This is a genomic window from Leptolyngbya sp. BC1307 (genome assembly GCF_002286735.1).
Taxonomy (GTDB): Bacteria; Cyanobacteriota; Cyanobacteriia; order Phormidesmidales; family Phormidesmidaceae; genus Phormidesmis.
In genome coordinates this window covers 1-26,743 of sequence record NZ_NRTA01000046.1, presented here as the reverse complement: position 1 = coordinate 26,743, position 26,743 = coordinate 1, and the positions used below count along the sequence as shown (strand labels likewise).

The following is a 26,743-nucleotide window of genomic DNA, read 5'->3' as shown; positions in this document are numbered from 1 at the left end:
ACTATCAATGCACCCATATTCGCTACACTCCAATAAAATAAAGCTTTACAGTCTCTCGATTCTCCTGAGAATATAACATCATATTTAGGTCACACCCTTTAGGACTACCCCGATGTCCTCTCTCTTTTTCTGGAGCTATCCTGCCAGAGCCTGTAAATACGCCTTTACGGCATCTGCAAACCCCATTTCTAAGGCATCTGCTGTCAGCGCATGACCAATAGACACTTCCAGCAGATTAGGAATCTCTCTGAACTGAGGTAAATTCTCCAAATTTAAATCATGACCTCCATTCACCCCAATGCCCAAGTCTTGCGCGCACTGAGCCGCCCGCTGATAAATGGCAAAACTCTCTTCACCTTTTCCCTCCCGGTAGGCAGTTGCGTAGGGCTCTGTATATAGCTCAATGCGGCTGCATCCCAGCTCAGGCACTTGCTTAATCTGTTCGACATCGGGATCCATAAACAAACTCACCCGGCACCCCCACTCGTTTAGCTCGCTGATAACTGCCTTTAACCGCTCAGCATTTTCTGTCACATTCCAGCCGTGGTCAGACGTGTTTTGATCGGGGTCATCGGGTACGAGCGTGCATTGGTCAGGCCGCACATCGCGGATGATTTCCATAAAGGGCGACTCAAATGGATTGCCCTCAATGTTGTATTCGATGCCAGGGTGGCTTTTGAGCATTTTGGCTAGTTCGTACACGTCGCTGCGGCGAATGTGGCGCTCGTCTGGCCGGGGATGCACGGTTAGTCCGTGGGCTCCCGCAGCGATGCTGATTTCTCCCATTTTCACAACGCTTGGAATCGCCAGGGGTCTGGCATTGCGCAGCATGGCGACTTTGTTGAGATTGACGCTGAGGTTGGTCACTGGCTACTGGCTCCATAGGCATCGCTTCGCTAGTGATTTTCTCACTTTGCGTCAGTTTCTGCGCGGGTAGCCTACAGATCTTTGAGCGGGCTGTCTTTAATTTGCTTTTCTTTGAGCTTGGGAATGATCAGGTAAGTGGTGAAAAAGTATAGCTGAATGACGAGCAAAACCACGTATTCACGCGCCAGATAGGGCCAGTCTGTATGAGAGACCTGGGCAAATAGGACTAAGCCCACTAACAGCATGGCAGCGTTTTTTTTGCTCAGCGGTAGCTTTTTCATAGCAGCGGGCTCACAACAGTTTTTTGTAGGCGCGAAAGGCGAGGCCGGTGCGTCTTTTGATCTCTATGGCTGAGCGGTAGTCGCCGCTGTGGTTGCGCTCATCGACAATCTTTTGCGCGATCGCCCCATCCACTCCCAGCCCCTGCATCTCATCAGCAGAAAGAAAATTCACCCGCCGCCAAGAGGTCGCCCCATCGCGAGCGGCATGGTAAGCAAAAATCAAGCGAGGCGCAATGCGTGCCACCTGCTCTTCGGGGATGCCGACAATCTCAGTCAGTTCTTCAGCGTAGGTAAAGCAGTAGCCTTCGACTCTCAGCAGGTCGATGTCGTTGGCATAGACGATAGGTAAATCCAATACTCGCACTAGATCGTGCTTAGAGCAGGTATTGAAGTCGATGAGCGTCAGCGGAGCAGCGGGGGCTTTGCCGTACTCTAGCTTGAACCAGATTGCCAGGCCAATTTGCAACAGCCAGGCCAGCATTAGCCCATCAGCAACCGCCAAGGCCAGGGATAGGGCAAACACTACCCAGCCCAGCTGAGTAAACTTGGTGTCACTGAGGCGATTGCCCTCACGAACAATAGCCAGCCCGCCAAAGAGAGGAATAAACGATAGCCAGAAGGCATTTGGCGATAGCTGAGGATTGGAGACAGTGAGCTTGGCGGGAGTCATGGCGTTTGAAGCTACATAGAGTCGAGGATTTTACGGCGCTTTTCTTCGAATTCTTCCGCTGTGATGATATCGGCTTCGTAGAGGTTTTTTAGCTCTCTCAGAGTACTCGCTTTATCTTTAGAAGATTCGTTACTGTAGGCCAGCGATACTGGCGCGCTACGGCCTGTAAGCCCAGGGTTGTACTTAGCGTTGAAGTCTTGATCTGACATGACCAGCAGCCCGATGCACTCAAAAAAGCCGATCAGGGCAGGAATGCCGGTCCAAAAGAAGGTCAGATATAGGATGCCTGCGAGCGTTTCCCCCAGGTAAAACTTGTGTATGCCAGCCCAACCTAAGAATATTGCTAAGAGGGCGGCGACCGTTTTGTCTTTCATGACGTTGTTGGCTTTACCTGCTGGCTTTAAGAGAGAGAAGGTGTAACTGAGGAATGGGTTAGACGGTAGATATTGCCATGATAGTCAATTCCTTATAAAAGGTACTTCACGGCATACAAGGTACTTCACGGCGCGTTGCGACGGTTCCGGATCTCGCTGCGTGGAGCTACTGCAAGCTGGTACCGCAATACGCGCAGAAGCGTTGGCGCAGCCTCTCCGAAGGAGAATCGCCTGACTGAATAGCCGACCCGCACTGAGCACAAAACCGCTTGACCTTAGCTGAAGCATCATCCGCAGCGCTGCCTTCTGGATGCGAACTGCTGGCAGCGCTGGCGCTTTTAGCCGATGCCGAACTCAGTGTCATATCGCCCATTCGCATATCGCCCGGACTCATCTCCATATCGCCCATCGACATTGTCATCGGGCTGGCGTTCATTTGCATGGGTTTCATCGGCTGCATGGGCTGCATCGGCGTCATCGGTTTCATCGGCGGCATAGCAGACGACGGTACCTCGGTGGGCTGCATTGGAGTCGGCTGAGACTGCGCTAGCTGAGCGGCGAAATCGCTGGTGCGATCGCTGCTCATTTGAGTCTGGCCGCCCTGAATTTGCAGATAGTAGGTTTCTTTGGCTGCTGAAATGGTCACTACGATGCCCTCGGCCAGACGGTGTAGCATGGGGGCGGCGGTCCACTTGCCAGTTGAGTAGCGGCTGCCGCTTTGCTGCTGCTGCCCGGCAGATCGGCTCGCTACCGTTAGGCTGGTAAATTCGTCTTGATTGCTCAAATAAAGTACTTGATTGGACCCAAGTTCATATTGGTAAGCCGCCGCGATCGCCATAAATACTCTCTATAAACATCTGCCTGGGGAAGTGTGTCTAAATTCCAGGCGTAGCTTTAGTATATCCAGGATTGATTGAGCGAAGTCACCTCCTTTTTGCTACGCTCAAAGTACTTTTTCCTAAGCCTCAGCTATGACCTACTGCCTCGGAATCGCGGTCGAAAAGGGGCTGGTATTTGCCTCAGATTCACGGACTAATGCGGGGGTAGACTATATCTCCTCGTATCAAAAGCTATTTGACTTTTCGGTGCCGGGTGATCGCGTCATCATTCTCTGCACCGCCGGTAGCCTATCGACCTCCCAGTCAGTCATCCATCAAATAGAGCGAGATATCACCACTGAGGCAGAAGTCAACCTGCACACTCTCCCTTCAATGCATCAGGTCGCCGCTCACATTGGCGAAAAAATGCGCCAGATTCAAGACAAAGAGCGACCCTGGCTAGAGAAAGACGGGATTGACTATCAGAGTACGTTTATCGTGGGCGGACAGATCTCGGGTGAAGCGCCGGAGCTGTATCTGGTTTACAGCCAGGGCAACTTTATCGCGGCCACGCCCGAGACGCCCTTTTTGCAAATTGGCGAAACCAAATATGGCAAACCGATTTTAGATCGGACCATCAGCTACGACTCACCGCTCGACGATGTGGCAAAAACGACGCTGCTGTCAATCGATTCGACCATGCGCTCAAATATTTCGGTCGGCCCACCGATTGACATGGTGCTCTACGAGACCGACGCGCTAGAGGTGCGCAGCCGCGTGCAGCTACAGGAAAATGATCCCTATCTGCGCAAAATGCGGGATTACTGGGAAAATGCGCTGTCAGAAGCCTCTCGCAACTTTCCTAGCATTGAGTGGAATCGAATCGCGGTAGCGGCTGAGCCGAATGCCTAGCAACGATTAAATCGCCTCCAGGTTAATATCGCTTTCTAAGGTGGTTTCTACCCGTTGACCGGGCTCTAGAACGCCCGAAACGGGAGCCGCCTGCTTGGGATCGACCGCGACAGCCAGGGCAATATGGCGATCGCTCACAGCCAAACCCAAAGTCGGATCAAAGCCGCGCCAGCCGCCGCCCGGCACATACACTTCTGCCCAGGCGTGTAGATCAGTGGCCTGGGCCAGGTCGCCTTGCTGATAGCCGCTGACAAACCGGGCCGCTAGCCCTGCTGCCCGACAGACGGCCATGTATAAAACGGTAAAGTCTCGGCAGGTGCCCGACTGCTGAGCGAGCGTCAGCGCCGGGGCTTGGGGTGGCCCTTCTAGCCGCTGCTGATAGTCACATTTCTGAGGGATAATCTGAGCGAGCTGGGTTAGGAAAAAGCCTACGTTGTGATCGACTTCTTGCCGAATAGATTGGGTCATAGCGACGATTTCGGGAGCGATCGCATCGTCAGTCCCCCAGCCAATCGGCGCGTTCAAGTAAGGGTACAGCTGAGCTGCTAGCGAACTGGGGTAGTCAACCGGCAGCTGGAGCGCCCAGGGTTCACTCACATAGTCAAACGGATTGTCCCGAGTCGTCGTCACTTCGCTCACCGTTTGGATATGGAGCGACGCCATCGGCTCTGAAAACTTTACCTGCAGACAAATATTGCCGTAGGCATCGAGCCAGTAGGTCTGCTGACTAGCGTTAGGAGAGAGCGAGAGTTCAAACTGCTGAAGCCACTGCGTCCCATCATTGCGGGGGCAAAGTCTGATCGTGTGGGGCTGAAGACGAACCGGCGCGCTATAGCGATAGTCAGTCTTGTGAGTAATGCGGTAGCGCACAGTTTAGCTAGCTCCTTTGAGGGCAGCAGATTGAGCTGGGGACTGAGAAGAGACCTGAGCTTGAGATTGAGAATGGACGGGCAGCGCAATAAAATCGGTATAGATACACTCGCCGACCTGATTGAGGCGTAGCTGCAGGCTGTCTAAAAACTCGTGCAGACCCTGCTGAAAAATTTCGTCAAAGGTCGCATATTCTAATTCGGCTCGCAGTCTGCCCAATTTGCGCTCGCTAGGAAGCGATTTAAATTCGGCCTGACCGGCAATTTTGCGCAGCGACTCTTCTGCCCAGAACAGGCAAAACTTGATAGAGCGAGGAAAGTGCGGATCGAGAATTAAAAACCGGGCGACGCTAGCCGGTGAGATGGTTTGCTCGGTTTTCCGGTACATTTCGTAGGCACTCGCAGACTTCAGCAAAGCTGTCCACTGTAAATTATCGAGTGGTGAGCCGACTTCTTTGACTGAAGGCAGCAGCAAAAAGTATTTGACATCTAAAATGCGGGCAGTTTTGTCAGCGCGCTCTAGCAGCCGACCCAATTGACCAAAGTGCCAGCTTTCATTCCAAGACATGGTGGCATTCATCACGCCGACAAAGCGATGACTCGCCATTTTTACCTCAGAATAAAAGGCATAGAGATCTCTTACACTCTCTTCTTCTTCAGCGGCTTCTTCAACCATGAGGTAAAAGGCATTCACCTGCTCCCACATCTCAGAAGAGATCACTTCGCGAACAGAGCGAGCATTTTCACGGGCGGCGCGAACAGACGAAATAATCGAGTTTGGCGCTTTGCACTCAAAGCTGAGAAAGTTGAGCACGTTTTCAGCGGTGGTCTCATCGCCGTATAGCTCTCTGAACAGCTCGCGATCGCCTGTCACCGCAATCAAAGGGTCCCACTGCTCGGCCACTCCCACCGGGTTATCCATCAGCAGATTGAGGTTGACTTCTACAAAGCGAGCAACATTTTCGGCCCGCTCTATATAGCGGTTGAGCCAGTAGATAGAGTCAGCAACGCGGCTTAGCATGAAGGTAAGAGTAAGAACAGTTTGTAAATGAGAATTTATTCTGTCGTGACGACCCAGGTATCTTTACTACCGCCGCCCTGAGAAGAGTTGACTACAAGCGAGCCTTCCCGCAGTGCCACGCGGGTTAGCCCACCGGGGTTGACATAGGGCGATCCAGACTGGCCATAGAGAATAAACGGCCTGAGATCGACATGTCTGCCCTGAAAGGTCCGATCTATCAGGGTTGGGGCGCGTGAGAGACAAAGCGTCGGCTGGGCGATGTATCCCCGGGGATTGCTTTTAATTTTCTCGGCAAATTCGGTTTGCTCTTGTGGAGTAGACTGGGTGCCGATTAACATGCCATAGCCGCCAGAGGCGTCAGTAGCCTTGACAACCAGAGAATCTAGATTAGAGAGCACATGCGCCTGCTGTTTTTCGTCTTCACAAAAGTAGGTGGGCACGTTAGGAATAATTTGCTCTTCATCGAGATAGTAGCGAATCATTTCGGGCACGTAGGCATATATGAGCTTGTCGTCAGCTACGCCAGTACCGGGAGCATTGGCGATCGCCACTCGCCCTTCCCGGTACACCGACATTAGCCCCGCAATGCCCAGCATCGAATCGGAGCGAAACTCAGTCGGATCGAGAAAGTCATCGTCAATCCGCCGGTAGATCACATCGACCTGAGATAGCCCCTTGGTGGTGCGCATTTTGACATGGCCTTCATCCACCACCAGATCGCGGCCTTCGACTAGGGGAATGCCCATCTGCTGCGCTAAAAACGAATGCTCAAAATAGGCTGAGTTAAACGCCCCCGGCGATAACAATACGACTGCCGGGTTGCTGATATTCTCAGGAGCCAAGTGCAACAGCGTTCTTAAAAGCTGACCAGGGTAGTTATCGACGGCTTTAATATTGAGCGCTTTGAACAAATTGGGGAATGAGCTTTTCATCACCGAGCGGTTTTCGAGCACGTAGGAGACACCCGACGGACAGCGCAGATTGTCTTCTAGCACATACCAGGAGCCTTCGCGATCGCGCACCAAATCGGTACCGGTAATGTGGCACCAGATGCCCTGCGGTGGCTTCAACCCCTTACAGGGCGGCAGAAATCCTGAGGCTGACTCAATGGTGGCGCGCGGGATTACCCCATCAGCGAGGATCTTTTGGTCATTGTAAATATCGTCCAAAAAGCAGTTGAGCGCCACAATTCGCTGCTGCAGCCCCTGCTCTAGCCATTCCCACTCTTTGCCCGACACCACTCGGGGCACCACATCAAACGGAAAAACCCGCTCAGCGCCCTGGTTATCGCCATAGACATTAAACGTGACCCCCAGCTTAAAAAGCGCATTTTGCGCTGCCTGCTGACGACGAATCAGGCTCTCAATCGAGAGCGACTCAATCCGCTCAATGAGCAGAGCCGCCGCGCTGCGGGGCATTCCTGGTGCGGTAAACAGCTCATCATAAAAATCGCCAGGATCATAGTCCTTAAAAGACATAGCAATGCTGCGGGAGAAATGCCGTAAGTAATATTCAGGTGTATCAATATACAAATATCACTCTACACCGCCCTAGAAATGTATGAATTGAGACGGTTTCATTGGCTACTCTGTGTTACGCATCTGGATATTCATCGACATTGAGTGAACATCTATAATCGCGTGAAATTGTGCAAAATCATCAGTGATTTGCAATCAGCACCTCCCCTCTCAGCGTCGTCACGGCCTGCCCGCTAATCATGACGCGATCGCCTTCAGCGGCATTCTCTTCTACATCGCGGCATTCTATTCGCAATAGCCCGCCTCTGGCAGAGACCTGCCGCGCCAGCATTTTAGATTTACCGAGCCTTGCCTGCCAGTAGGGTGCTAAGGACGCATGGGCTGAGCCGGTTGCCGGATCTTCGTTGATGCCAGCCTGGGGTGCGAAATAGCGTGAAACAAAGTCATACTCATCACTGTCGGCGGCAGCAGTGACAATCACGCCCTGCACCGGCAGCTTTTTCATCTCGGTAAAGTCGGGTTCGAGCGATCGCACCGCCGATTCATTTTGAAACTCAACTAGATAGTTCGTATCATTTTTAGCGACAGCGCAAATGTTGCCTTGGTCGCTAAGAGACTTGATGAGCTCCGGCATCACATGGGCCGAGCGGACAGGCTGAGCCGGAAAGTCCATTTCAATCCAGCCGCCAGTTTGACGGGCGCTGAGCCAGCCGCTTTGGGTGTGAAAGCTGGCAACTTGCTCAGTAGATAGGTGGCCTTCGCTCCACAGCACGTGGGCGCTTGCCAGGGTTGCATGGCCGCACAGGGCTACTTCGATAGCAGGGGTAAACCAGCGCAGGCTGTAACCGCCTTCGACCGGATATAAAAAGGCGGTTTCGGAGAGGTTCATTTCGAGGGCGATCGCTCTCATCAGCCCCTCCTCCAGCGGCGCATCGGTCACACAGATTGCCGCTGGATTGCCTGCAAAAGGTTTATCGGTAAAAGCGTCTACTTGAATAATCGTCAGTCCCATCGAACTCTCTCCTGTAATATCGCTGCTCCAACCAAACTCGAACCGCTTGCTCAGAGTTAAACAGGCGGCGACTACCCGAATCTGGATCGTACACCATCCATTGAACCGTGCCGTCTGCCGATAGCTGCTTGCGGATAGACAGCGTTTGCTGCCCCGTCAGAAAATCGATCACGGCCTTAGCCCACTGCCTGATTCTCTTCTGCCTTGAGCGCAGACGACCCTGGCGCACCACCTGACAAAATTCTGCTTCTAAGCTACCGGGAGTCAATTCCGAATTCATCGCTGTCTTTCACCCTTGCGGTTACAACACTTTCACTATGGCCGCTGTTACAGAAATGCAAAAGGTACGCTTTTGACAAGTTTAGCTAGAACAGTTTATAAAAAATTGACTGTTCTAGTCAAAAACGGCATAACTGTACTACGCAAGGTTTTGGTAAATCCTGTAAGCTTCAATCAACGTTTGTTTTACGTTTGTTTGGGCAGGGCGATGAAGATTCCTTTAGACCGTCAGGCGAAAAAGCCGGTTTACTTGCAGATACGCGATCGCATTCAGCATCTGATCCACACCGGTCACCTCTCACCCGACACACAGCTCCCCTCCATTCGCACCCTGGCCCAGACCGTCAAAGTCAACAAGCTCACCGTTCTCGAAGCCTACAGCGCCCTCGAAGCAGACGGCCTCGTCAGGGCCAAACAAGGCGCAGGCTACTTCATCAACCCGCCCAATCTCCGCGCCCCCCTCACCCCGGCTCCTCTACTCCCGTCCACCTTCAACCCCGCCCAAGAAGTCCTCATCCCCCGTCACGGCATCACCTCTTTCACCGAGAGCTACCACGCCTCACTGCAATCCCACAGTCAGCCCGACTCCATCAACTTCAGCCAGGGATTTCCCTTCGCGATTGGCACAGACGACCTTCAGCGCATTGCCCGCCGCGCCATGAAAGAAGCACACACGTTCTTCCATCCCGGCCAACCGCAAGGCGACCTGGCCCTTCGCAGTCAAATCGCTCAGCTTCTGATTCAGCAGGGGCTAGAGACTTCTCCTGAAAATCTCATTGTGACCAATGGGTCGATGCAGGCACTCTCTCTTTTAGCGGATCACTTTCTCTCACCCGATGATTGGATAGTCGTCGAAGCGCCTAGTTATCACGGCTTTCTCTCCATTCTTCAGCAGCGGAATGCGAAAGTCATTGGCATACCCATGACCCCGCAGGGAATGAATCTCAGACTGCTCGCTCAGTATTTAGAAAGCCACCGCCCCCGGCTGATTTACACCATCAGCACGCTGCACAATCCGACCGGCATTACCACCTGCACCTCTCATCGCCGCAAGCTGCTCGCCCTCGCTGAACAATACGATTGTTTAGTCATCGAAGACAACGCCTACGAGCCTCTCAGTTTCGACATCACCCCGCCACCGATCAAAGCGTTTGACACGACTGACCGGGTAATCTACGTGGGCACTTTCTCTAAAACGCTGATGCCGGGTTTGCGGGTCGGTTATATGGCGGTCACTGGCAAAGAAAACAGCGCCCTGACTGAGCGCAAGCTGCTACACGATTTCCGCACGTCGGCGGCATCGCAGGCCATTGTCAAAGAGTATTTGTCGTCAGGGCACTATCGGCGGCGGCTGAATCAAATGCGGGCGCTGTATCGCGATCGCCGCGACTACATGGTCAACGCCCTCATTCGCCACTTTCCGCCTAACGTCACCTGGACAGTCCCCAACGGCGGCACCTTTTTATGGATTCAGCTACCGGACAAAGTATCGTTAGCAGATGTCTGCACTGCCGCTGCCGAGCAAAAAATTCTAGTGGGCTCAGGCGCTGCTTTTTTCCCAACGCAGCAGGGCTATCCGGCACTGCGGCTAAATTTCTCCCTATCACCTGAACAAATCGAACGGGGTGTTCAAGTTCTGGGAAGCATTCTGCGCACAGTCTAACCACCAACGGTCTAGCCATCAACGGTCTAGCCACCATTCGAGTACTCCAAATAAAGGCAGTACAATAAAGCTACCTTGCGCTGAGGATGACACAATCCATGGTGATGACTGCACGAGAGCTGGCGGACTTAATGCCAAACGCTACCTACTTGGAGAGTGACGAGCCAGAAATGGAAAGTTCGCTGCATTACGCTCAGCTCGCGCTGTTGGTGACTTGCTTGGAGTGGCTGTGGCGTGACCGCAATAATTTCTTCATCGGCGCTAACCTGACCGTTTACTTTAGCCGGCAGCAGCTCAGAACCAGAGACTTTAGAGGCCCTGATTTTTTTGTTGTCAAAGATACTGAGAGACGCGATCGCCGCTCCTGGGTGACTTGGGAAGAGGGCGGCAAATATCCTGACATTATTATCGAACTGCTTTCGGACTCTACTGCGCGGGTGGACAGAAATCTCAAGAAAGACCTTTACCAGGATCGCTTTCGGACACCGGAGTATTTTTGGTTTTCGCCAGAGACGATGGAGTTTCAGGGGTACCGGCTGGTCAATCAGCGCTATGAGGCGATCGCGCCCAATGACGCCGGTCAGCGCTATAGCCAGGTTTTAGGGTTATTTTTGGGTATACACGAAGGGCAGCTCAGGTATTTTCTAGAGAATGGAGATCTAGTGCCTACGCTACCGGAGGCTACAGCGGCAGCGATCACCCAAGCTCAAGAAGCCAGCGCTGAAGCTCAAGCGGCTGAAGCAAAAGCAGCTAGACTCGCAGCGCAGCTGAGAGAGTTGGGAATAGAACCAGAAGCCTAGCGCTCTTGTATACTGTGGTCACCAGCGTTTACTCAGAGGTGTGGCTTGTTCTATGGAAACTCACGAAAAGCGAGCCCTAATTGAATACTATCTCGATGCTTACAACAGTTTTGATGTTAAACGGATGATAGCGGCCTTTCATCCAGATATTGAGTTTAAGAATTTTTCTGGTGGGAAGGTGAGCGCGATCGCCTCCGGCATAGAACAGTTTCGAGTGTTAGCAGAAAAATCTGAAAAGATGTTTTCCTCGCGTCAGCGATCCATCAAAACGTTTGAAGCGACCGGCGATCAGGCATCAATAGACATAGAATACGCTGGCGTTTTAGCGGTGGATTTGCCTAACGGCATGAAAGCGGGTGAAACCCTTCGGCTTACCGGTCATTCAGACTTTGTATTTCAAGACCAAAAGATATATAGGCTAACTGACTACAGTGGATAGCTCGCGCGCTTCGGTGGAGTCATCTGGCACGAGGCAGCGCTAGCGTGGTACTGCTGCTAATTTTTGCCGTCGGGCTGGTCGCCGGATTTGTCGATGCGATCGCTGGCGGTGGTGGCCTGATTATGCTGCCCGGTTTGATTTTTTCGGGACTGCCGGTGAGTGGGGCGATCGCGACTAACAAGCTCTGCGGCACTTTTGGCGCACTCACCAGCACTCTTAAATTTGCTCATGCTCAGAAAATCGACTGGCGCGCCTGCGGCTTGATGAGCCTGCCGGTGGTCCTGGGTGCCTACGCCGGCAGTCGTAGTATTGACCGACTCCCTTCTGCCTGGGCCGAGCCGCTTGTCATTATTTTGATGGTCGCCATTACGCTGTTTGTTGTTTTCAATCCTGGATTTGGTATGGCTAAGGCCACAAACCAGCAGCTAAGCCAGGCATCCTCCAATCCCAGCATCAGACAAATATTAGGAAGTCTCCTGGCAGGCGGCATCATCGGCTTTCATGACGGTTTTTTTGGGCCGGGTACGGGCGTCTTTTTGGTCTTTTCACTCCTATCAATTTGGCCGATTGACTTTCTGCGAGCCACCGGCACTACTAAGATTCTCAATTTCTTAGCGAATGCAACTGCCCTGATCACCTTTGCAGTGACCGGCAACATTGACTATTCAAGAGGAATTTTTGGTGCTGTGGGCGTTGTTATTGGCTCTTTTCTCGGCGCTACTTTCGCGACCCAAAAAGGCGCAAAACTCATCAAGCCGATCTTCGTCGCTGTAACCACCGCCCTTGTCAGCAAACTTCTATTCGACTACGCAACCCGATAGCTGGGCTGTCCCTGCATTGCTGATGCCCCGTCTCCACTCCCAAATGCATCCGGGAACTGCTATATAGAATTGCCTTAATCTTGCTGCTGCTTGCCATCAATGAGGTAATACGTGTCAATTAACAGTTGTTGCACCGATTCTAAGGGTGTGGCGTGCCAGAGCTTGATAGTTTCATCCTGACTGCAGCTTGCGAGAGTCGAGCCGTCGGGGCTGTAGGTCAAAGATTTTACCCAGCGGTCGTGGGCCTGCGGAATAGCCTGACAGGCCCCGGTTATCAGGTTCCAAAGCCGGATGGTGCGATCTTCGCTGCCGCTGGCGAGTAGCTGCCCATCAGGGCTAAACGCGATTGAAAAAACGCGATCGCTATAGCCATTTAAACTCCGAACTAAAGCCCCACTCTGCACATCCCAAAGATGCACAGCCTGGTTGGCACGACCGGCTAGCAGCTTGCCATCTGGGCTAAACGCGACTGCCAATACCTGACTAAAGGTTTCGCTAAAGGCGGAATGAGAAAGGTCTGATCTGGCAAAGCTGACCCGATGCAAGGTGACGTTTTTGAGGTAAGCGCTCCAGATCGGCAACTGTGAAAAATCCCAGCCGCTGAGATCAATTTGCATCTGGATCAGCAAGTTGATCAAATTACCGCCTGCATAGCCCGTTTGAGCAGGAATTTGGCGCAGTTCGTCCAGCCACTGCCGAATCGTTTGCGTCCAGTTTGCCTGACTGCTCAGCGCCAGCAGCCGGTCGGCAATGGGTTTGAGAATGAGCCGAGTCTGCGTCTGGCGTATATAGTCTGGGGCTTGGGCTTAAATCAGGGAATGAGTTGTTTTAGCTCAGCTTCGCGGCCATAAAAGCAGGAGACATCGACTGCATCGCCCCAGTCAATATTGGGTGCCGTCGATACCGCTGTTGGTGCTGTTGATTCTGGCGTCAATCTTACAGATGGTAGTGCTGATTCGGGTAGGAGCAAACTCCGCTGCAAGATCAGCCGCACATTCCGCTTGGTGACTTTTTGCGCTAGCGCTTGTGAGAGCAACTGCCAAAGCTGCGAACCGGCTTGCTTGACGTAGCTCAGCTCATAGTCTGAGTGTTTGGCGATTTCACTGTAAGCACGCGACTCCCAGGCGTAGCAAAAAACAGTGCGCTGCAATGGGCTCAGGCCGCTTTTGATCCGATGGTTGTGACAGATGGCTTGTTCAACAAGCGCAAGCGCTTCTTCAGAGGGCATGCAACCTTAGCAGCTATGCAGTACCTAAAACGCTAGCATGGGGGCACTCTAGAAATTTGCGTTGTGACGCTTTGTAAGCATCAATACAGTTTGCGCTGTATTTAATGGCACTTTGTACGGCTGAGCTTAATGAAGTTCTAGAAAATGTTTTTTGATGAATCAGTTGATTTTGAACTAACTAGCGGGAAATATCAGTAAGCCTAACGCTAGCTGGCGGTCAAAGATCTGAGGTAAGTAGTTTTGTCATGCCTAATTATTTGTGATTGGCAATAAAACAGCGCTGATCGTGCGATCGCTTATTTTTGCTTGTTGATAGCTTGCGTATTCCTTAATAAAGTGGACTCTCTCAATGGCTGATGATATTAAGGCGATTTTTGCTTCGGTAAAAGAAGAGGCTAAAGATTTTTCGACGGCGCTATGGCAGTGCTGCGAGAAAATTTATAACGAACTGCCGCAAAATTACGAAGCAGATATCGATCCTGAGCTTCAGCTTACGTTTTTGACCGATAAGCTCAATCAGGCCGTTGAGACGCTGTGCGATGGGCTGGATAATCCAACTTTGATTTTGGCCACGACGGGGACGACTAGCAGCGGCAAGAGTACGCTGGTGAATTTGCTGTGTGGTGCGGAGTTGATGCCCGTATCCGTGCAGGAGATGAGTGCAGGGGTCGTTACCATTGAGTATAGCGATCAAAAGGCAATCAAGATTGCTGAAACGCCGGGTGCTCAATGGGAGTGCGGCACTTGGTATAACGTTAGCAATGAGGACATATACTCTCGTCTTGAGAGAGTGATGACTACCTACCGCAATATTAGAGAAGAGGGTGGAATCGATATTACTTGTCCTCAATCGACTATTTATTATCCGTTTAGGCTTGTTTCTGAGGCAGGGCTTTTAGATTTGCCGGAGGGTACCACGGTCAAGATAATGGATTTGCCTGGGCTAGCTGGCGTAAATGACGATGAGGGCAATACTGAAGCTATAAGAAGATGCAAAGAAGCCTTATGCTTGGTGACTTACAACAGTGCTGAAACTGACAAAGCGAAAGTCGCCTCTTTGCTACAAGAGATTGTAGATCAAGTTAAGGAATTAGGCGGCTCGCCTGCAAGAATGCTTTTTATACTCAACCGCATTGATGTGTTTCGTGGCGACAATAATTGGCCAGAAAGCGAAGAATTATTTTGCAGTAAAACTGGGCAGAATATTCGCAACAAACTAAAGGAACATTTGGGAGAATATGAGAGCGAAATTGATGACGTAGAGATTGTCAAGCTAAGCAGTTTGCCTGCCCTGCTTTCATTGGAGATGGTCAATGGCAGCGAGGCAGGAAAAATTGAGGCTTCCGAAAAACTAGATAGTTTTTTTGGGAAATTGATGCCAAAGGATATATTAAACGATCTGCCCAGACAAGCCGATAGATGGGTAGCTCATGATCGCCAGCGGCTTTACGATGCACTTTGGCTAGAAACAAATGCAGAGGCGTTTCACCAACACTTGAAGCAGCATATTCAAAATGAATATCCTCAACTTATTCTGCCTCAAATTCTTGAAAAATTTAAAGATGATGCAGTCTTTAAATTAATAGAATGGGCCTCGCAAACAACCAGCGCAGTCATAAATAGCTCTGAAGAAAAGTATCAAGCTGAGTGCGAAAGGATTGACAATATTAGAGTAAATCTTGATCAAAGTATCAGTCAAAAAGCACAAGCATTAAAAAAACCTTTTGATGACATTGAAAAGATTTTGCAGGATGCATTGAATAAAAAAGCAGGAGCAGAAGACCCAATATATAAACTAACGGAAATATTAGGAAAGCCTGACTGCTTTGGCCCAGGTATTTCTGCTCAATTGAAGCCTTTGTATGATTGGTCAATTGTGCTTGCTTCAGCAATAGGAAAGATTGTTTCCAGCATTCTCAGGTCCCTAGTAGGTGGAAGAAGCATTTTAGGTGATAAAGCTTTTGAATATGCTAAGCCTACTAATGTTACCTTGCTAGATGGACGAATTAAAGACCTAGTGAAGGAAAACTACTTAAACTATGCTGGCAAGAAGTTTCAGGCACGAACCCAGGAAGAAAAAGAGAAGCTCGAAAAGTTGAATAGAAACCTCAACGAGCTTTCTATTGTGTTGGTATCAATCGTGGATGATGTTGCGAAGAAAGTGCTTGGTCGAGAAATAAGCAGAGTCGAAGAGGCTTTAGAAAAGCTCTTTAAATTTCACTTAGAGTCTCTCAAAGAGAGTGTGGCAGATATTGCGCCTGATTTGGGAATCAACTTTTCACAGACAGAACTGATAAAAATTGAATTTTCAGCAATCCCAAGTTTTTCATTTAAAGGCGGGTTCCCTGTAGTTAAAGAATCTTACAAAGAACCAGTGACAGAAAAAGTTGGAACAAAGCGAGTCTTTTTCTTTTTTGAAGAAGACGTGTATGAAACTAAAATGGAGAAGCGCTCTAGGGATAATGCTACAATTCCATCTTTTGAAGATATTGAAAGAGGCTGGAGGTTTCAAAAAGGTGATGGTGAAAAAGAAGTCCTTCGACAAATATCAAATTGGTGGCTGAAGCAGCTAGAGGAGTTCAATAGCGGGATAGAGGAATTTCAGTCAGACGTTATGAAGAGATACCAAGAGCGATTGAATCTAGCGCATCGAGACAGCACGACGGACTACGAAAATAAAATGGAGATCTGGCAACCACTAAGCGAGGAAGCACTATTAGTTTCTTCTAGAGTAAATCAATTAGGAACAAAGTGGAAATCATCTGAGAAAAGGTCAAAGCCGTGACTTTTATATTAAGCAGAAAAACACATGGTGAAGTATCTATGACACAGGAAGATGAATACAACCATATTCTTAAAGATGTTTTCAACAGGGTTAAAAATCTCGAAAAAGGTGTCCTCTTTGAATGTATAGAAATTCTAGTAGATCCAAGACATGCGAAGAAAATCATAAGGCAGTTCGATATTAAAAAGTCTGATTCTCATAGCGAAGATCTTAGAGTTCTGGAAAAAATACCTTTTTTGAATCCCCTTTTAATAATCTCAATAGTTAGCAATCCGGTAAGTTCCTTTTTTCATAATGTTTTCATGCATTCACCTAGTTCAACAAGTGATCATACAAATCCTATGAATGCAGAAATCCAGGTTTCTAACGTGGAATCGTCTAATCCAATCGACAATGCTTTGAGTCAGGCAAGGCATCTTTTTGATTATATCTCTCCTGTATTAGCTATTGTGGTCATAGCCCTTGCAGTCACAGGTTTATACTTTATAGGGCGGAAGAATAAAAAATCTTCCAATAAGGGCAATAGAACTACATCTAAACCTCAACAAGATGGAAGCTTATCTCCGGGAATGTATGACAACCGTGGCTCTTTTGAAGAAGAGAATAACATCATATTTCAACAAGTCTTGGAGTGCTCAGTAGATCTATGTTTAGTGATTCCATGCAACCGTATTGCGTCAGATCTTCGTAGCCAAATGGATCAAGGAAAAGAATTGTCGGCTAGCGACACAATCACTTTAGTTGATAACTCAGCCTACTTTTTGGTAGCAAAATCACGCGAGGAACCTATGTTTCAGCTTGATGAGAATTTTAAAGAATTCCCAGAGGACGGATATTTATTTATTCGCTTGCGTATCTCTAATGGCGGAGATTTGACGAAGATCGATCTGCCAGGAAGCTTGTCACGAGCGCTTTCTTCTCAAGAACCGATGGCAATTCAAGAGATCGGTTTACAGCAAGATTTTAGCAACTTAGAAAAATTTCACCGAGCTTAGGAAGCAATAAAGATGGATTGGCAGGAAGCCTCGGCTTATTACGAAGCAAAACTAACAGACGCTCTAAACGTGCAACGTCACGCCCTCAACCTCGCCAACCTACCCCAAACCGGCATTAGCGAAGACGAAAAGAACGTTTTGATCGATGAGGGAATTCCTGCGAAAAAGCAGCTTGAGCGGCTGAAAAAACGCGAATTTAGAATCGCTGTCGTCGGCCTAGAAAAAGCAGGCAAAAGCACCTTCGTCAACGCCTGGTTAGACTGTGACCTGCTGCCTTCCAAAGGCGATCGCTGCACCTTTACCACCACGCAAATTTTCTCAGTACAGGCCGACTCTCAGCAAGTCCTGACTGTAAAAGCCAAAACACCCGCCCAATTCGCTCAGCTCCAGAGCGATCTAAAACTGGCTGCGCAAACAGAAGAAAACGCCAAAAAAGATCTAGAAACCATCAGCCGATACGCCACCACGCTTCAGCAAGTCATAGACGAAGGCAACAAAGAAATTCCGTTCTCTCGCTTAGAAGACATCAAAGAGCCTTTGCAGAAGTATGTTGCCGACGAGCGCTTTGCCCACGCCGTTGATGAAATTTGGCTATATACCAACAAGCTCGCCCACGCCGAAGGCATTGTTTTTTATGACGTGCCTGGGCTCGACTCCGGCCTAGCCAAGCATGTAGAAGAATCAAAAGAAATGCTCGCTGACTGTGATGCCGTCATCATCGTGCAGATGTTTCCAAGCCTACGAGATGCTGAGCTAAAAATTATTAAATTTACGGCAGAAGGCGATCGCAATGTCAAAGTCGCCGACAAACTCTTCGCGTTTCTAAGCCGAATCGACTCAAAAAACACCGCTGAGGCCATTAAAGACCACATCGCCTTAGCCAAAGCCGACTGGATCAGACAGGCCAACTTGCCAGACCGTAGAATCGTTGCCGGAACAGCGGGATCGCATTTAGTGCTCAGTGGAGTCGCCAGTGAGCAAACGCTGAAAGAAGTTGGTTCACCTGAGGCGGTTCGGAAAAATCTTGAAGGGTTGACCGGGATAGGCGATCGCGATCAGCTCCTTGACCAAGTGACGGGCATCAGAAAAATAAAAAGTAGAGTCAACGCCTACATCAATACCGAAAGAGTTGACGTGCTCAAAAAGCGCTGTGAAGCTTCAATTAGTCAGATCCTATCTACTTCAGAGAGCATTAGAAGTGCCGTCAGTAAACGATATTCAGACAATCCAGAAGATGCCAAACGGCAGGAAGAAGACAGCAAACGCATCAGTTTTGCTGAATGGTGGGAAGCCAAATGGGAGCAAATATTGGCTGAGCTGGCTGACTACTATGATCTCAACATCCGACCTTCTGATCGAATTCACAAAAATTTAGACCAGCTTGCAGCATGTTCTAAAACTCAGGCCAATTTTCATAGTCGCTATCTAGCACATGTAGACGAACTATTTTCAGCCTTTAAAGAACGCGCTAAAAACCGCAGAGAACTCATCTTCAAGCAGCAATCAGTCGTTCAGTTCGACAGCCATAAAACCAACTTTGACTGGCGAGAAGAACTGTATGCTGACATCAGCCAAATGCTTCAGGACATTTCAAAAGAGCTAGCCATAGAGCTACGCCAAGAAGCCATAGAGCTGGTGGACTACATCTCTTCACTCATGTGGAACAGCCCTGAAGTGAAACTGCGCCTGATTGAAGATGCCGAAGACTACGTAGAAACGCTCAACCGCAGCTTAAGCGTTCTATTTTTGCGCTTTGCTCGCCCAATGGTAGAAGCCTTAGTCCGCGGCCCGGTAGATAGCGAAATGCGTTGCAGCATCGTCAAAAGACTTGGCCCTGATATTGAGATATTAGACAACTACTACAGTGGAGAAAGTGCAGAATTCAAAACTCTGAAGCGATTTGCCAACTATGGCATGAAACTGCTTTACGACCTGACAATCAGAGAGAAAGTTCTCGGCATTCAAGAGATTGTGGAGGTTGTAGGGCAGGTTGCTCAGTCAGCTTTAACGCCTGAAGAACTGCTCGTTCGTGAAGTAGAAGCCGATTTGAAGGCAGTTGAAGTGTACTTAAAAGAAGCGATTTTTGAAGCGGCTGGCTTTAGACAGTACTGCTCACAAGAACTCGATAGACTGCGTGATAAATTTATTAACTCACAAGCAGTTTGGAGCGGCGTTGCGATGAATGAGTGGCTAGGTGAGAATCCTCTACTACTTTCAGAGCTACCCGACAATTTGAAAAAGCTAGAAGTGAACTTGGAGGTGAGCGATCGCCTTCGGCAGCTAACTGCTGCACTCGATAAAACCGTCTCGCTCACTTAAAAACTGAATTGAAAGAAGTTTGAGATAGCTTTGCCCGCCAAACAGCGAGATTAAGACTGTAACAAGAACTACAATCTTCTCTCCAAGGCGGCGATTTTGCGCACCTTTCCAGACTCCGCCACTCAGTTACTCCTGATAGACTTTGCTCAATCTTCGTTCAGGAGTTGCCAACGTGAGCAATCGTCGCTGAGGATTGGCGATCGCAGTGCGATGGGTCGTATCTTAGTGCGGGGTGAACCGGGCAATGCCATTATTCCTGCCCTCGCACCGCTCCCCAATGAAGTCGTCATTCTCAAGCCCGGTAAAGGCGCTTTTTACAACACGCCCTTAGCCTCAATTTTGCAAAAGTACAAGATTACGCACTTACTCATAACCGGCGTCACCACCGAGGTTTGCGTTCAAACCACCATGCGCGAAGCCAATGATCGCGGCTACGAATGTCTGCTCGTAGAAGACTGCACCGCTAGCTATTTCCCAAAGTTCAAGCAGGCGACCCTTGAAATGCTGCGGGCTCAAGGTGGCATCATCGGCTGGACATCCACAGTCGATACAGTTTGTCAGAAACTGTCAGATTTCAGCGGTGCAACAACCTAGTTATAACACCATGATTCTACATAATCTCTTTTCTCTAGCAGAGTACCCTGAACGGCTAGCTTGGGAGCCTTTTCGCCCGGGTGTTACCATCTGCCGTCTGTACGATGAGGGTCAGCAAGGCTCCTCAGCAGCCCTGCTCAAATACGATCCGGGCGCGACCGTGCCCACACACAGTCATACGGGCTATGAGCACATCATCGTCTTGTCTGGCGCTCAAAGCGACTATCAGGGCACTCACAAGGCCGGAACTTTAGTCATTAATCTGCCGGATAGCAGTCATCAGATTGCCAGTGAAGAAGGCTGCATTGTACTGGTGATTTGGGCCAGGCCAGTAGTCATTACAGAAAATTAAAGTACGTTGGGAATGGAGCGATCGCCCAGCCGAGGCTTCTCGCTAATTTGCTTGAGGGCGCTCTAAAGGGCTGATGTTTGAGAAAAAGTAACCCGAGATCAGACCGCCAGCCAATCATTGAGTAGGATTTTGCCGATTAAGGTGGTAGTCTGCATTAGTAAATCTGTACCTGCGGGCGATGCAACTTTTTTGGGGGATGGGATTGGGCGCTGTGCTAGGCGGCGGCGTGGTGTGGTGGGTGCTGAGCGCTCAGATGCAGGCGGGGCGGGAAAAGGCAAAGAATAGTCTGGTGGCTGATCGGGCCAGTATGGTGGAGCAGTTGCGGGGAAAAGAGCTGCGGCTTGAGGAGTTGCGGCAGGAGATGGGGGAGCGCGATCGCACCATAGCTTTGCTTCAGCAGCAGATCACTCAGGCCGCAGCACAGCGAGCGACGGCAGAGGCTCAGAGTTTGCGAATTCCCGAACTAGAAAGTATGCTCCAGCAGACCAGAGAAGACAAGGCTCAGCTTCAGACTCGGCTTGGGCAAACGGAGACTCAGCTACGCGAAGTTCAGCAGCAGGCTAGCGAAAAGATCTCTTTAATTGCGACGGCTCAACAGCAGTTTGCCGATACGTTTAAGGCGCTTTCCTCAGAAGCCTTACAAGCAAACAATCAGTCTTTTCTCGCCCTAGCACAGACTCAGTTAAGTGAGTTTCAGACAGCGGCAAAGGGAGATCTCGCTTTGAAGCAGCAGGCAGTGGAGGAAGTAGTGCGACCTCTTCAGTCTTCTCTCAGTAAGGTAGAGACTTTTTTGCAGACGATAGAAGGGCAGCGGGTGTCGGCCTATGCGCAGCTGACTGAGCAGATTTCGGCCCTGGCCAGTTCTCAGGTACAGCTACAGGCGGAGACGGCAAATTTGGCTAAGGCATTGCGATCGCCGACGGTGCGCGGTCGCTGGGGTGAAATTCAGCTAAAACGAGTCGTCGAGATTGCGGGGATGTCGGAGCACTGCGATTTTACTCAGCAGGTGACGATGGCTGAGGGCAGCCTGCGACCAGATATGCTGGTGCAGCTACCGGGCCAACGGCAGATTGTGGTGGATGCTAAAGCGCCTTTGGTTTCTTATCTAGCTTCATTAGAAGCCACAGATGAAACAGATCGATTAAACAAACTTCGCGAACATGCCAGGCAAGTGCGCCGTCACCTTTCTCAGCTCAGCCAAAAAGCCTATTGGGAGCAGTTTCAGCCAACGCCGGAGTTTGTTGTACTATTTTTGCCGGGAGAGATCTTCTTTAGCGCTGCTCTAGAACAAGATCCTGGTCTGATTGAAGCGGGTATAGAACAGCGAGTGATTTTGGCGACGCCGACGACGCTGATTGCTCTGCTCAAGGCGGTCTCTTACGGCTGGCAGCAGGAAAAGGTGACTGAAAATGCCCAGGCGATTAGCGCTCTCGGTAAGGAGCTTTATGATCGGGTGCGCACTTTTGCTAAGCACATGCAGAAGATGCGTAAGGGTTTGGATTCGACGGTAGATAATTTTAATCGGGCGGTTGGCTCACTGGAGGGGCGGGTGCTGGTGAGTGCGCGGAAGCTGCAAGAGCTGGGCGCGGGTGGTGGTGATGCGATTGAGACGATAGAGGGGGTGGATAAGTCGCCCCGGCATTTGCAGTCTGCTTTAGAGGATGAGTAGTTCGCAATCTTATCACTCTGTCGGGTGAATTCTTTCTTAAGGAATACTTCGCCCCTAGATGCTCCTATAGGGAGAGGAAGCAGCTCCTTGTTTCTTTCTACAGTTAGCAAGCTACCTAAGAAACCGTGAAACCGTCGCAGGCATGCCGATTTAGTAAGACTTGCTTGTTGCGAAGATTGCTTGCTTAGAACTTTTGGAAATTGATTATGTTCTTCCACAAAAAAGAGTTAATTGCCAAGGAAGTTAAGGTTGATGAACCTAACCCCATGTTTGCACAGCTCCTGCTAGAGCAGTTTGGCGGGGCTACCGGCGAACTGACGGCTGCTCTACAGTACTGGGTGCAGTCTTTCCATGTCGAAAATCAGGAGATTAAGGACATGCTGCAAGATATTGCCCTTGAGGAGTTTAGCCATTTGGAAATGGTTGGTAAGCTGATTGAAGTTCATACTAAGAATGCCGATCAGTCCAAGCAGGCCGCCGCTTTTAATAGCAGCCTCTTCGCGGTACGAGGCGTTGGGCCGCACTTTCTAGACTCTCAAGGGTCTGCTTGGACGGCAGCCTATCTGAACGAAGGGGGTGACGTTGTGCGTGACCTGCGCGCTAACATTGCGGCTGAAGCCGGTGCCCGTCAGACCTACGAATCTTTGATCAAGCTGGCTCCTGATGCAGGGACCAAAGAAACTCTAGTACATCTGCTAACTCGTGAAATCTCACACACTCAGATGTTTATGAATGCGTTAGAGTCGCTGGGCAAGCTTACTGACCCCTTCTTTGGCAACGTTCAGCCCGATGATACGGTAGACATTTACTATAACCTTTCTAGTAATGGCACCAAAGATCATCGAGGCCCCTGGAACTCGGACGAAAACTTCCGCTATATCGCCGACCCGTTAAAAGAGATGAGCCAAAAGTCTGAAGCTTAGGCTATTGATAAGACGAGTAGAGTAGAATCACTGTCTGCCTATTCGTCTTGGCTCGTCTTTGTAAAAAAAGACTGCGTAGGAACCAAGACAATGAGCGCACTGATTTGCTACTTGTAGATTACTGGAAGCGGCTACGAACAACCTGAGTAGGTAGCCCGAAAGAAAACCAGTAGTGATCCTGCGTAACGGTCAGTTGAAGGGATGAGCCTGGCGAGTTTCGCGGAGCAAAGTGAACAAGGGCAATGTTGTTGACACCGACGACTTCTTGGCCAGATTGGAACCAGCGGGCATTCCAAAATTTCAACCAGCTGATCCAGTGGATTAGAGGCGATCGCTTCTGTGAAGGCACCAGCTCAAAAATGTCGGTGCTGATGTTGGTTGGCTGAGCCTGCTGACGGCCCATCCAGGTGAGCTGGCACTGCCAGTCAGGAGGGGTCGATGGCTGAGTAGGGTGCTCTACCATAGCGGGCGGTGATGACCAACCGGCCCAGCGACGGGGTCTTTCTGGCAGCAGCCACTCTTTGAGCCGGGTATGCAGTATCCGGGTTAATAGCTCTTCATTCTTGACGGCGCTGGCGGTGAGCTGTACTAGATTTGCCCGCTGACCAGTCTTTAGGTTGTGATAGTTAAGATTCACTGCCGAGCTGTAATGGATATCTCCCGATAGAACAATAATCTTCTGGCGATGCCGAAATAAGGTTGTTAGCAGCGTTGCCAGGGCAGCGTCGTTTAAGTTCCAGGAATCGCCGACATCAGCGGTGAAGACTTTACGTCGGTCTAAGTGCCATTGCTGGATCCGGTCGAGCACTCGCATCCCAAAAACATTGGTAGGGGCAACGACAAAGGTAGCGTAGTCAGGCCCGGGTGAAATCTGAGAGAGGGGCGCGTCGAGCTGTTGCTGAAAAGCGATGGGGCTAAGCAGACTGGGCGGCGCAATGGGCGGCGCGTCGATCGGATAGCCCCGCCACGTACGAGTATCAAGGACGATGACCTCATGACAGGCGCTGCGGATAGTGTAGTGCCAGGTGAGCGCTTGCGAGGAACGCTTGAAGATCCAGACGTGCTTGTCTTCAATGAATTGGGGCAGGCCGGTGTGCGGATCGGTAGGGGGTAGGCCGAGGTGAGTAGCGATCGCTGCTTCTGCCGGCTGATCTTGCCCGGCTGAGTGAGACCACTGCTGCGTAGCGTTGAGCAAGGCTGCGCCGGCGGTTCCTGCTTCGAACTGCTCGGGCGTATTGCCCCAAGCTTGAAAGACGGCGTAGGCAAGCATTGCATTTTGCACGGTGCGACGCCCTAGCGGTTTGCCCAGCACGCGCAGACACCAGGCTTGGTTGAGATTCCAGTCATCGCTGACATCGTGATCGTCAAAGATAGTGTAAGTAGGAATATTAGCCAGGAGGCGACGCACTTTCCAAAGGGTGCGCAAAAACTGTTTTACGTTCCGCTGGTCTTTATCCCAGCGGCGAATGGCTTTGCGGCCCGTGGTCATGGTGCGCCCAGCGGGGAGGTGAGTAGGCCAGCAGGCGGGTGAGTGAGATAGCAAATAGGCGGCGCAGTATTCGCCGAAGCTGAGCAGGTGGCTAGTGACTCGCTCTGACTTATCGGTGAGCCCGGCGGTGAGACCTGCCCGCTGAGTGGCCAGCCGGTCTCGTTTACCCGCAGGCAGCTTTTGAGGACGGGTATGGTCACGCTCGTCATCGATGTGGCTGCGATTTACTGGCAGGCTCTCCTCCCACCCCAGAAGCGTATTGCCCAGGGGGGTAGCCACCCATAGCAAGAGATCGGCGACATCGTCGCCATAGATTTGGTCACCGGTTGAAAATAGCTGGTGAGGGCGATCTTTGGGACTGCTGGCAGCACGCTCAAGCAGGCAGTCTAAGATGGGTAGCGTGTCGAATCCGGCGCCGTGGGGTTTGCGGCAGGAGCCGTGAACGATTTTGAGATCGCTGAGCTGTTCGGGAGGAAGGGTGAAGGTGGGTTTTTGGTGAGCGAAGTAGCTAATCGATTGGGCGGACGGGTGAGGGGCCGAGGGCATGGCAGATGACGTTGCCAGGGCTTGCTCTAGAGAATAGGATTGGTCAGCGGTGAACTGGAGGTCGTAGGCGTAGATGCGATCGCTGCTGAGGGTTTTCTGATCGCTGGCGCGAGCGGTCACAGCTACGACATGCAAATGCTGGCCTAGGGCGGTAGTTTCCCGCTGTCCCTGCAAGATAGAGCGGCCTAGCTGCGCACCTTGATGGTGCGTTTCGAGTATCTGCAGCTGAACTTGACAAGAGTGCTTGAGGGCTACCCATACGGTAACGGCATCTGCTTCGGTGCGCCGTAAAATCGGCCCGGCTAGCAATAGCGGCAGCCTGTTTAAGGCATCATCTCCAGCGGGGTTGTCCATGGTGTGGGTACTTGGGCTATTACTGGGCTATTACCGACAGTCATTTTAGCGCGATCGCGGCTAATCACGGCTTGAGGCCCGCTGATATCAGCCTCTAAATACGATACATCTCGATGTGTGGAATATTGTCTTCTTGGTAGACTTCGCCTACTTTGCTAAAGCCTAGTCTGGCGTAGAACTGCTGCAGGTACAATTGCGCTGATATTCGGATGCCCTTTGCAGGAAACTGGTGGGTCGTTTTCTCAATGCCTATCTCCATCAGCTGGCGACCCATGCCTTCACCCCGTCTATTAGAGCAGGTAAGCACTCTACCGATGGAAGGTTCTACATACTTTTCTCCCGGCTTTACCACCCGCAGGTAAGCGGCCAAATTTCCTGCTGGCTCAATGCCTGATAGATGCCAGGCATTAATATCTAAAGAGTCTGCATCAAGATAAATGCAGCATTGCTCTACAACGAAAACCCGTTGCCGCGCTTGCATGATTTGGTGAAGTTCGTAACAGCTCATGTGAGAAAACTGCTGCCATTTCCATTCAATTGCCATTTTCTTTTGCTATCTCCTAAGAAACACACTCAGCAATATCAGGTTTAGGCACGAGATCAAAGCCTAATGATTGGGCTTTTCGCTGTAGCTGGATAAAGGTTCGTTCACGATACTTTTGCTCATAAGCATCAACGCCAGGGTCAACATAAGCGTCGCCTTTTGACCATATATGGTAGAAGATGCGAGCGATTTTATGAGCGGTCGCGGTGATGGCTTTCGGCCCGCCTAACCGAGCTTTCATCCGTCGATAAAAAGCACCCAATGCCGATTGACTTCGAGAAAGCGTTTGAGCGGCCATGCGGAAAGCGTTAGCGGCGCGATTAACGACACGCCGAGTTTTAGAACTTTTGACTTTGCCGCCAGTAATGCGGCTACCGGGACAAAGCCCTAGCCAGGAGACAAAATGCTTGACGGTTGGGAACTGAGAAGCATCTAGGCCAACCTCGGAAAGGATGACGAGAACGGAGAGCGCTCCCAGGCCAGCAATTTGAGTCAAGTCTACGCCACTAACGCGGTATAGATGCGTCCGCAAATCGAAGTCAGGGGCATTACCGGGCTGTTTCTTCCCACGGCGCTTAGGCTTGGGTGGCGGATTAGTGTCGGGGTCTACTTTGTCGGTAAAGGCATTCAGATGCCGTTCA

26 protein-coding genes and 1 pseudogene are annotated in these 26,743 nt (G+C 50.6%); 12 read left to right on the top strand and 15 right to left on the bottom strand.

What is annotated here, in order from left to right; translation table 11 throughout:
- Positions 1-135 precede the first annotated feature (135 nt).
- The 5 genes from CKL79_RS18455 to CKL79_RS18435 form a co-directional block, all read right to left on the bottom strand.
- Positions 136-867 carry a pyridoxine 5'-phosphate synthase gene (locus tag CKL79_RS18455; RefSeq protein ID WP_121971032.1) on the bottom strand — a complete coding sequence of 244 codons (732 nt, stop codon included), beginning with the start codon at positions 865-867 and terminating at the stop codon, positions 136-138.
- Between the two features lie 71 nt (positions 868-938).
- Entirely contained in the window at positions 939-1,148 is a 210-nt protein-coding gene (locus CKL79_RS18450) for a hypothetical protein (protein WP_121971031.1), read from the bottom strand.
- A 10-nt stretch (positions 1,149-1,158) separates the two neighbouring features.
- The gene (locus tag CKL79_RS18445; protein ID WP_121971030.1) at positions 1,159-1,818 is read right to left on the bottom strand and encodes a helix-hairpin-helix domain-containing protein; all 660 of its coding nucleotides are present in this window, start codon (positions 1,816-1,818) and stop codon (positions 1,159-1,161) included.
- An 11-nt stretch (positions 1,819-1,829) separates the two neighbouring features.
- Complete coding sequence (locus CKL79_RS18440; protein WP_121971029.1) at positions 1,830-2,192, bottom strand: NINE protein; 363 nt, start codon at positions 2,190-2,192, stop codon at positions 1,830-1,832.
- Positions 2,193-2,358: 166 nt separating this feature from the next.
- On the bottom strand, positions 2,359-3,030 hold the full coding sequence (locus CKL79_RS18435; RefSeq protein WP_121971028.1) for a zinc ribbon domain-containing protein: 672 nt from the start codon (positions 3,028-3,030) through the stop codon (positions 2,359-2,361).
- Between the two features lie 133 nt (positions 3,031-3,163).
- Between CKL79_RS18435 and CKL79_RS18430 the strand changes: the two genes are divergently transcribed.
- Positions 3,164-3,922 (top strand): proteasome-type protease, encoded by a 759-nt coding sequence (locus CKL79_RS18430; RefSeq protein WP_121971027.1) that lies wholly within the window; start codon positions 3,164-3,166, stop codon positions 3,920-3,922.
- Positions 3,923-3,928: 6 nt separating this feature from the next.
- Here the strand turns inward: CKL79_RS18430 and CKL79_RS18425 are convergent, their stop codons facing one another.
- The 5 genes from CKL79_RS18425 to CKL79_RS22920 form a co-directional block, all read right to left on the bottom strand.
- Entirely contained in the window at positions 3,929-4,792 is an 864-nt protein-coding gene (locus tag CKL79_RS18425) for a transglutaminase family protein (protein WP_121971026.1), read from the bottom strand.
- Between the two features lie 3 nt (positions 4,793-4,795).
- On the bottom strand, positions 4,796-5,812 hold the full coding sequence (locus CKL79_RS18420; protein WP_121971025.1) for an alpha-E domain-containing protein: 1,017 nt from the start codon (positions 5,810-5,812) through the stop codon (positions 4,796-4,798).
- Between the two features lie 35 nt (positions 5,813-5,847).
- Positions 5,848-7,290 carry a circularly permuted type 2 ATP-grasp protein gene (locus tag CKL79_RS18415; protein ID WP_121971024.1) on the bottom strand — a complete coding sequence of 481 codons (1,443 nt, stop codon included), beginning with the start codon at positions 7,288-7,290 and terminating at the stop codon, positions 5,848-5,850.
- A gap of 181 nt (positions 7,291-7,471) precedes the next feature.
- Positions 7,472-8,302 carry a PhzF family phenazine biosynthesis protein gene (locus tag CKL79_RS18410; protein WP_121971023.1) on the bottom strand — a complete coding sequence of 277 codons (831 nt, stop codon included), beginning with the start codon at positions 8,300-8,302 and terminating at the stop codon, positions 7,472-7,474.
- A complete protein-coding gene (locus CKL79_RS22920) occupies positions 8,262-8,582 on the bottom strand; it encodes a hypothetical protein (RefSeq protein ID WP_141242237.1) in 321 nt (106 codons plus the stop codon). Before CKL79_RS22920 ends, CKL79_RS18410 begins: the two co-directional genes overlap by 41 nt.
- A gap of 207 nt (positions 8,583-8,789) precedes the next feature.
- Between CKL79_RS22920 and CKL79_RS18405 the strand changes: the two genes are divergently transcribed.
- From CKL79_RS18405 to CKL79_RS18390, 4 genes are all read left to right on the top strand, one after another.
- Positions 8,790-10,244 carry a PLP-dependent aminotransferase family protein gene (locus CKL79_RS18405; RefSeq protein ID WP_121971022.1) on the top strand — a complete coding sequence of 485 codons (1,455 nt, stop codon included), beginning with the start codon at positions 8,790-8,792 and terminating at the stop codon, positions 10,242-10,244.
- Between the two features lie 98 nt (positions 10,245-10,342).
- A complete protein-coding gene (locus CKL79_RS18400) occupies positions 10,343-11,044 on the top strand; it encodes a Uma2 family endonuclease (protein WP_121971021.1) in 702 nt (233 codons plus the stop codon).
- A gap of 52 nt (positions 11,045-11,096) precedes the next feature.
- Positions 11,097-11,483, top strand: a complete 387-nt coding sequence (locus CKL79_RS18395) for a nuclear transport factor 2 family protein (protein ID WP_121971020.1) — start codon at positions 11,097-11,099, stop codon at positions 11,481-11,483.
- A gap of 44 nt (positions 11,484-11,527) precedes the next feature.
- Entirely contained in the window at positions 11,528-12,304 is a 777-nt protein-coding gene (locus CKL79_RS18390; protein ID WP_170944111.1) for a TSUP family transporter, read from the top strand.
- A 74-nt stretch (positions 12,305-12,378) separates the two neighbouring features.
- Here the strand turns inward: CKL79_RS18390 and CKL79_RS18385 are convergent, their stop codons facing one another.
- Both CKL79_RS18385 and CKL79_RS18380 read right to left on the bottom strand, forming a co-directional pair.
- Positions 12,379-12,921, bottom strand: coding sequence for a hypothetical protein (locus CKL79_RS18385; RefSeq protein ID WP_141242236.1), 543 nt, complete (start codon positions 12,919-12,921; stop codon positions 12,379-12,381).
- 194 nt (positions 12,922-13,115) lie between these two features.
- On the bottom strand, positions 13,116-13,532 hold the full coding sequence (locus CKL79_RS18380) for a hypothetical protein (RefSeq protein ID WP_121971017.1): 417 nt from the start codon (positions 13,530-13,532) through the stop codon (positions 13,116-13,118).
- A gap of 349 nt (positions 13,533-13,881) precedes the next feature.
- Between CKL79_RS18380 and CKL79_RS18375 the strand changes: the two genes are divergently transcribed.
- The 7 genes and pseudogenes from CKL79_RS18375 (at position 13,882) to CKL79_RS18345 (ending at position 23,169) form a co-directional block, all read left to right on the top strand.
- Complete coding sequence (locus tag CKL79_RS18375) at positions 13,882-16,317, top strand: dynamin family protein (RefSeq protein WP_121971016.1); 2,436 nt, start codon at positions 13,882-13,884, stop codon at positions 16,315-16,317.
- 38 nt (positions 16,318-16,355) lie between these two features.
- On the top strand, positions 16,356-17,312 hold the full coding sequence (locus CKL79_RS18370) for a hypothetical protein (protein WP_121971015.1): 957 nt from the start codon (positions 16,356-16,358) through the stop codon (positions 17,310-17,312).
- 12 nt (positions 17,313-17,324) lie between these two features.
- Positions 17,325-19,631, top strand: coding sequence for a dynamin family protein (locus tag CKL79_RS18365; protein WP_121971014.1), 2,307 nt, complete (start codon positions 17,325-17,327; stop codon positions 19,629-19,631).
- 180 nt (positions 19,632-19,811) lie between these two features.
- Positions 19,812-20,225: pseudogene (locus CKL79_RS18360) on the top strand (isochorismatase family cysteine hydrolase); the annotation flags it as partial.
- Between the two features lie 10 nt (positions 20,226-20,235).
- Complete coding sequence (locus CKL79_RS18355; RefSeq protein ID WP_121971013.1) at positions 20,236-20,577, top strand: cupin domain-containing protein; 342 nt, start codon at positions 20,236-20,238, stop codon at positions 20,575-20,577.
- Positions 20,578-20,755: 178 nt separating this feature from the next.
- Complete coding sequence (gene rmuC, locus CKL79_RS18350; RefSeq protein WP_121971012.1) at positions 20,756-22,246, top strand: DNA recombination protein RmuC; 1,491 nt, start codon at positions 20,756-20,758, stop codon at positions 22,244-22,246.
- A 206-nt stretch (positions 22,247-22,452) separates the two neighbouring features.
- Positions 22,453-23,169, top strand: a complete 717-nt coding sequence (locus tag CKL79_RS18345; protein ID WP_121971011.1) for a manganese catalase family protein — start codon at positions 22,453-22,455, stop codon at positions 23,167-23,169.
- Between the two features lie 118 nt (positions 23,170-23,287).
- Here CKL79_RS18345 and CKL79_RS18340 read toward each other — a convergent pair whose 3' ends face one another.
- From CKL79_RS18340 to CKL79_RS18330, 3 genes are all read right to left on the bottom strand, one after another.
- Positions 23,288-25,558 carry a PhoD-like phosphatase gene (locus tag CKL79_RS18340; RefSeq protein ID WP_121971010.1) on the bottom strand — a complete coding sequence of 757 codons (2,271 nt, stop codon included), beginning with the start codon at positions 25,556-25,558 and terminating at the stop codon, positions 23,288-23,290.
- A 94-nt stretch (positions 25,559-25,652) separates the two neighbouring features.
- On the bottom strand, positions 25,653-26,102 hold the full coding sequence (locus CKL79_RS18335) for a GNAT family N-acetyltransferase (protein ID WP_121971009.1): 450 nt from the start codon (positions 26,100-26,102) through the stop codon (positions 25,653-25,655).
- Between the two features lie 16 nt (positions 26,103-26,118).
- Positions 26,119-26,743, bottom strand: a 625-nt coding sequence (locus tag CKL79_RS18330) for a transposase (RefSeq protein ID WP_141242235.1), incomplete at its 5' end; no start/stop codon positions are given.

Excerpts from the sequence above, each read along its gene's own strand:
- CKL79_RS18450 (WP_121971031.1), bottom strand. The coding sequence starts at position 1,148 with ATGAAAAAGCTACCGCTGAGCAAAAAAAACGCTGCCATGCTGTTAGTG.
- CKL79_RS18445 (WP_121971030.1), bottom strand. The coding sequence starts at position 1,818 with ATGACTCCCGCCAAGCTCACTGTCTCCAATCCTCAGCTATCGCCAAAT.
- CKL79_RS18440 (WP_121971029.1), bottom strand. The coding sequence starts at position 2,192 with ATGAAAGACAAAACGGTCGCCGCCCTCTTAGCAATATTCTTAGGTTGG.
- CKL79_RS18435 (WP_121971028.1), bottom strand. The coding sequence starts at position 3,030 with ATGGCGATCGCGGCGGCTTACCAATATGAACTTGGGTCCAATCAAGTA.
- CKL79_RS18430 (WP_121971027.1), top strand. The coding sequence starts at position 3,164 with ATGACCTACTGCCTCGGAATCGCGGTCGAAAAGGGGCTGGTATTTGCC.
- CKL79_RS18420 (WP_121971025.1), bottom strand. The coding sequence starts at position 5,812 with ATGCTAAGCCGCGTTGCTGACTCTATCTACTGGCTCAACCGCTATATA.
- CKL79_RS18415 (WP_121971024.1), bottom strand. The coding sequence starts at position 7,290 with ATGTCTTTTAAGGACTATGATCCTGGCGATTTTTATGATGAGCTGTTT.
- CKL79_RS18410 (WP_121971023.1), bottom strand. The coding sequence starts at position 8,302 with ATGGGACTGACGATTATTCAAGTAGACGCTTTTACCGATAAACCTTTT.
- CKL79_RS22920 (WP_141242237.1), bottom strand. The coding sequence starts at position 8,582 with ATGAATTCGGAATTGACTCCCGGTAGCTTAGAAGCAGAATTTTGTCAG.
- CKL79_RS18405 (WP_121971022.1), top strand. The coding sequence starts at position 8,790 with ATGAAGATTCCTTTAGACCGTCAGGCGAAAAAGCCGGTTTACTTGCAG.
- CKL79_RS18400 (WP_121971021.1), top strand. The coding sequence starts at position 10,343 with ATGGTGATGACTGCACGAGAGCTGGCGGACTTAATGCCAAACGCTACC.
- CKL79_RS18395 (WP_121971020.1), top strand. The coding sequence starts at position 11,097 with ATGGAAACTCACGAAAAGCGAGCCCTAATTGAATACTATCTCGATGCT.
- CKL79_RS18385 (WP_141242236.1), bottom strand. The coding sequence starts at position 12,921 with ATGCAAATTGATCTCAGCGGCTGGGATTTTTCACAGTTGCCGATCTGG.
- CKL79_RS18380 (WP_121971017.1), bottom strand. The coding sequence starts at position 13,532 with ATGCCCTCTGAAGAAGCGCTTGCGCTTGTTGAACAAGCCATCTGTCAC.
- CKL79_RS18375 (WP_121971016.1), top strand. The coding sequence starts at position 13,882 with ATGGCTGATGATATTAAGGCGATTTTTGCTTCGGTAAAAGAAGAGGCT.
- CKL79_RS18370 (WP_121971015.1), top strand. The coding sequence starts at position 16,356 with ATGACACAGGAAGATGAATACAACCATATTCTTAAAGATGTTTTCAAC.
- CKL79_RS18365 (WP_121971014.1), top strand. The coding sequence starts at position 17,325 with ATGGATTGGCAGGAAGCCTCGGCTTATTACGAAGCAAAACTAACAGAC.
- CKL79_RS18355 (WP_121971013.1), top strand. The coding sequence starts at position 20,236 with ATGATTCTACATAATCTCTTTTCTCTAGCAGAGTACCCTGAACGGCTA.
- rmuC (WP_121971012.1), top strand. The coding sequence starts at position 20,756 with ATGCAACTTTTTTGGGGGATGGGATTGGGCGCTGTGCTAGGCGGCGGC.
- CKL79_RS18345 (WP_121971011.1), top strand. The coding sequence starts at position 22,453 with ATGTTCTTCCACAAAAAAGAGTTAATTGCCAAGGAAGTTAAGGTTGAT.
- CKL79_RS18340 (WP_121971010.1), bottom strand. The coding sequence starts at position 25,558 with ATGGACAACCCCGCTGGAGATGATGCCTTAAACAGGCTGCCGCTATTG.
- CKL79_RS18335 (WP_121971009.1), bottom strand. The coding sequence starts at position 26,102 with ATGGCAATTGAATGGAAATGGCAGCAGTTTTCTCACATGAGCTGTTAC.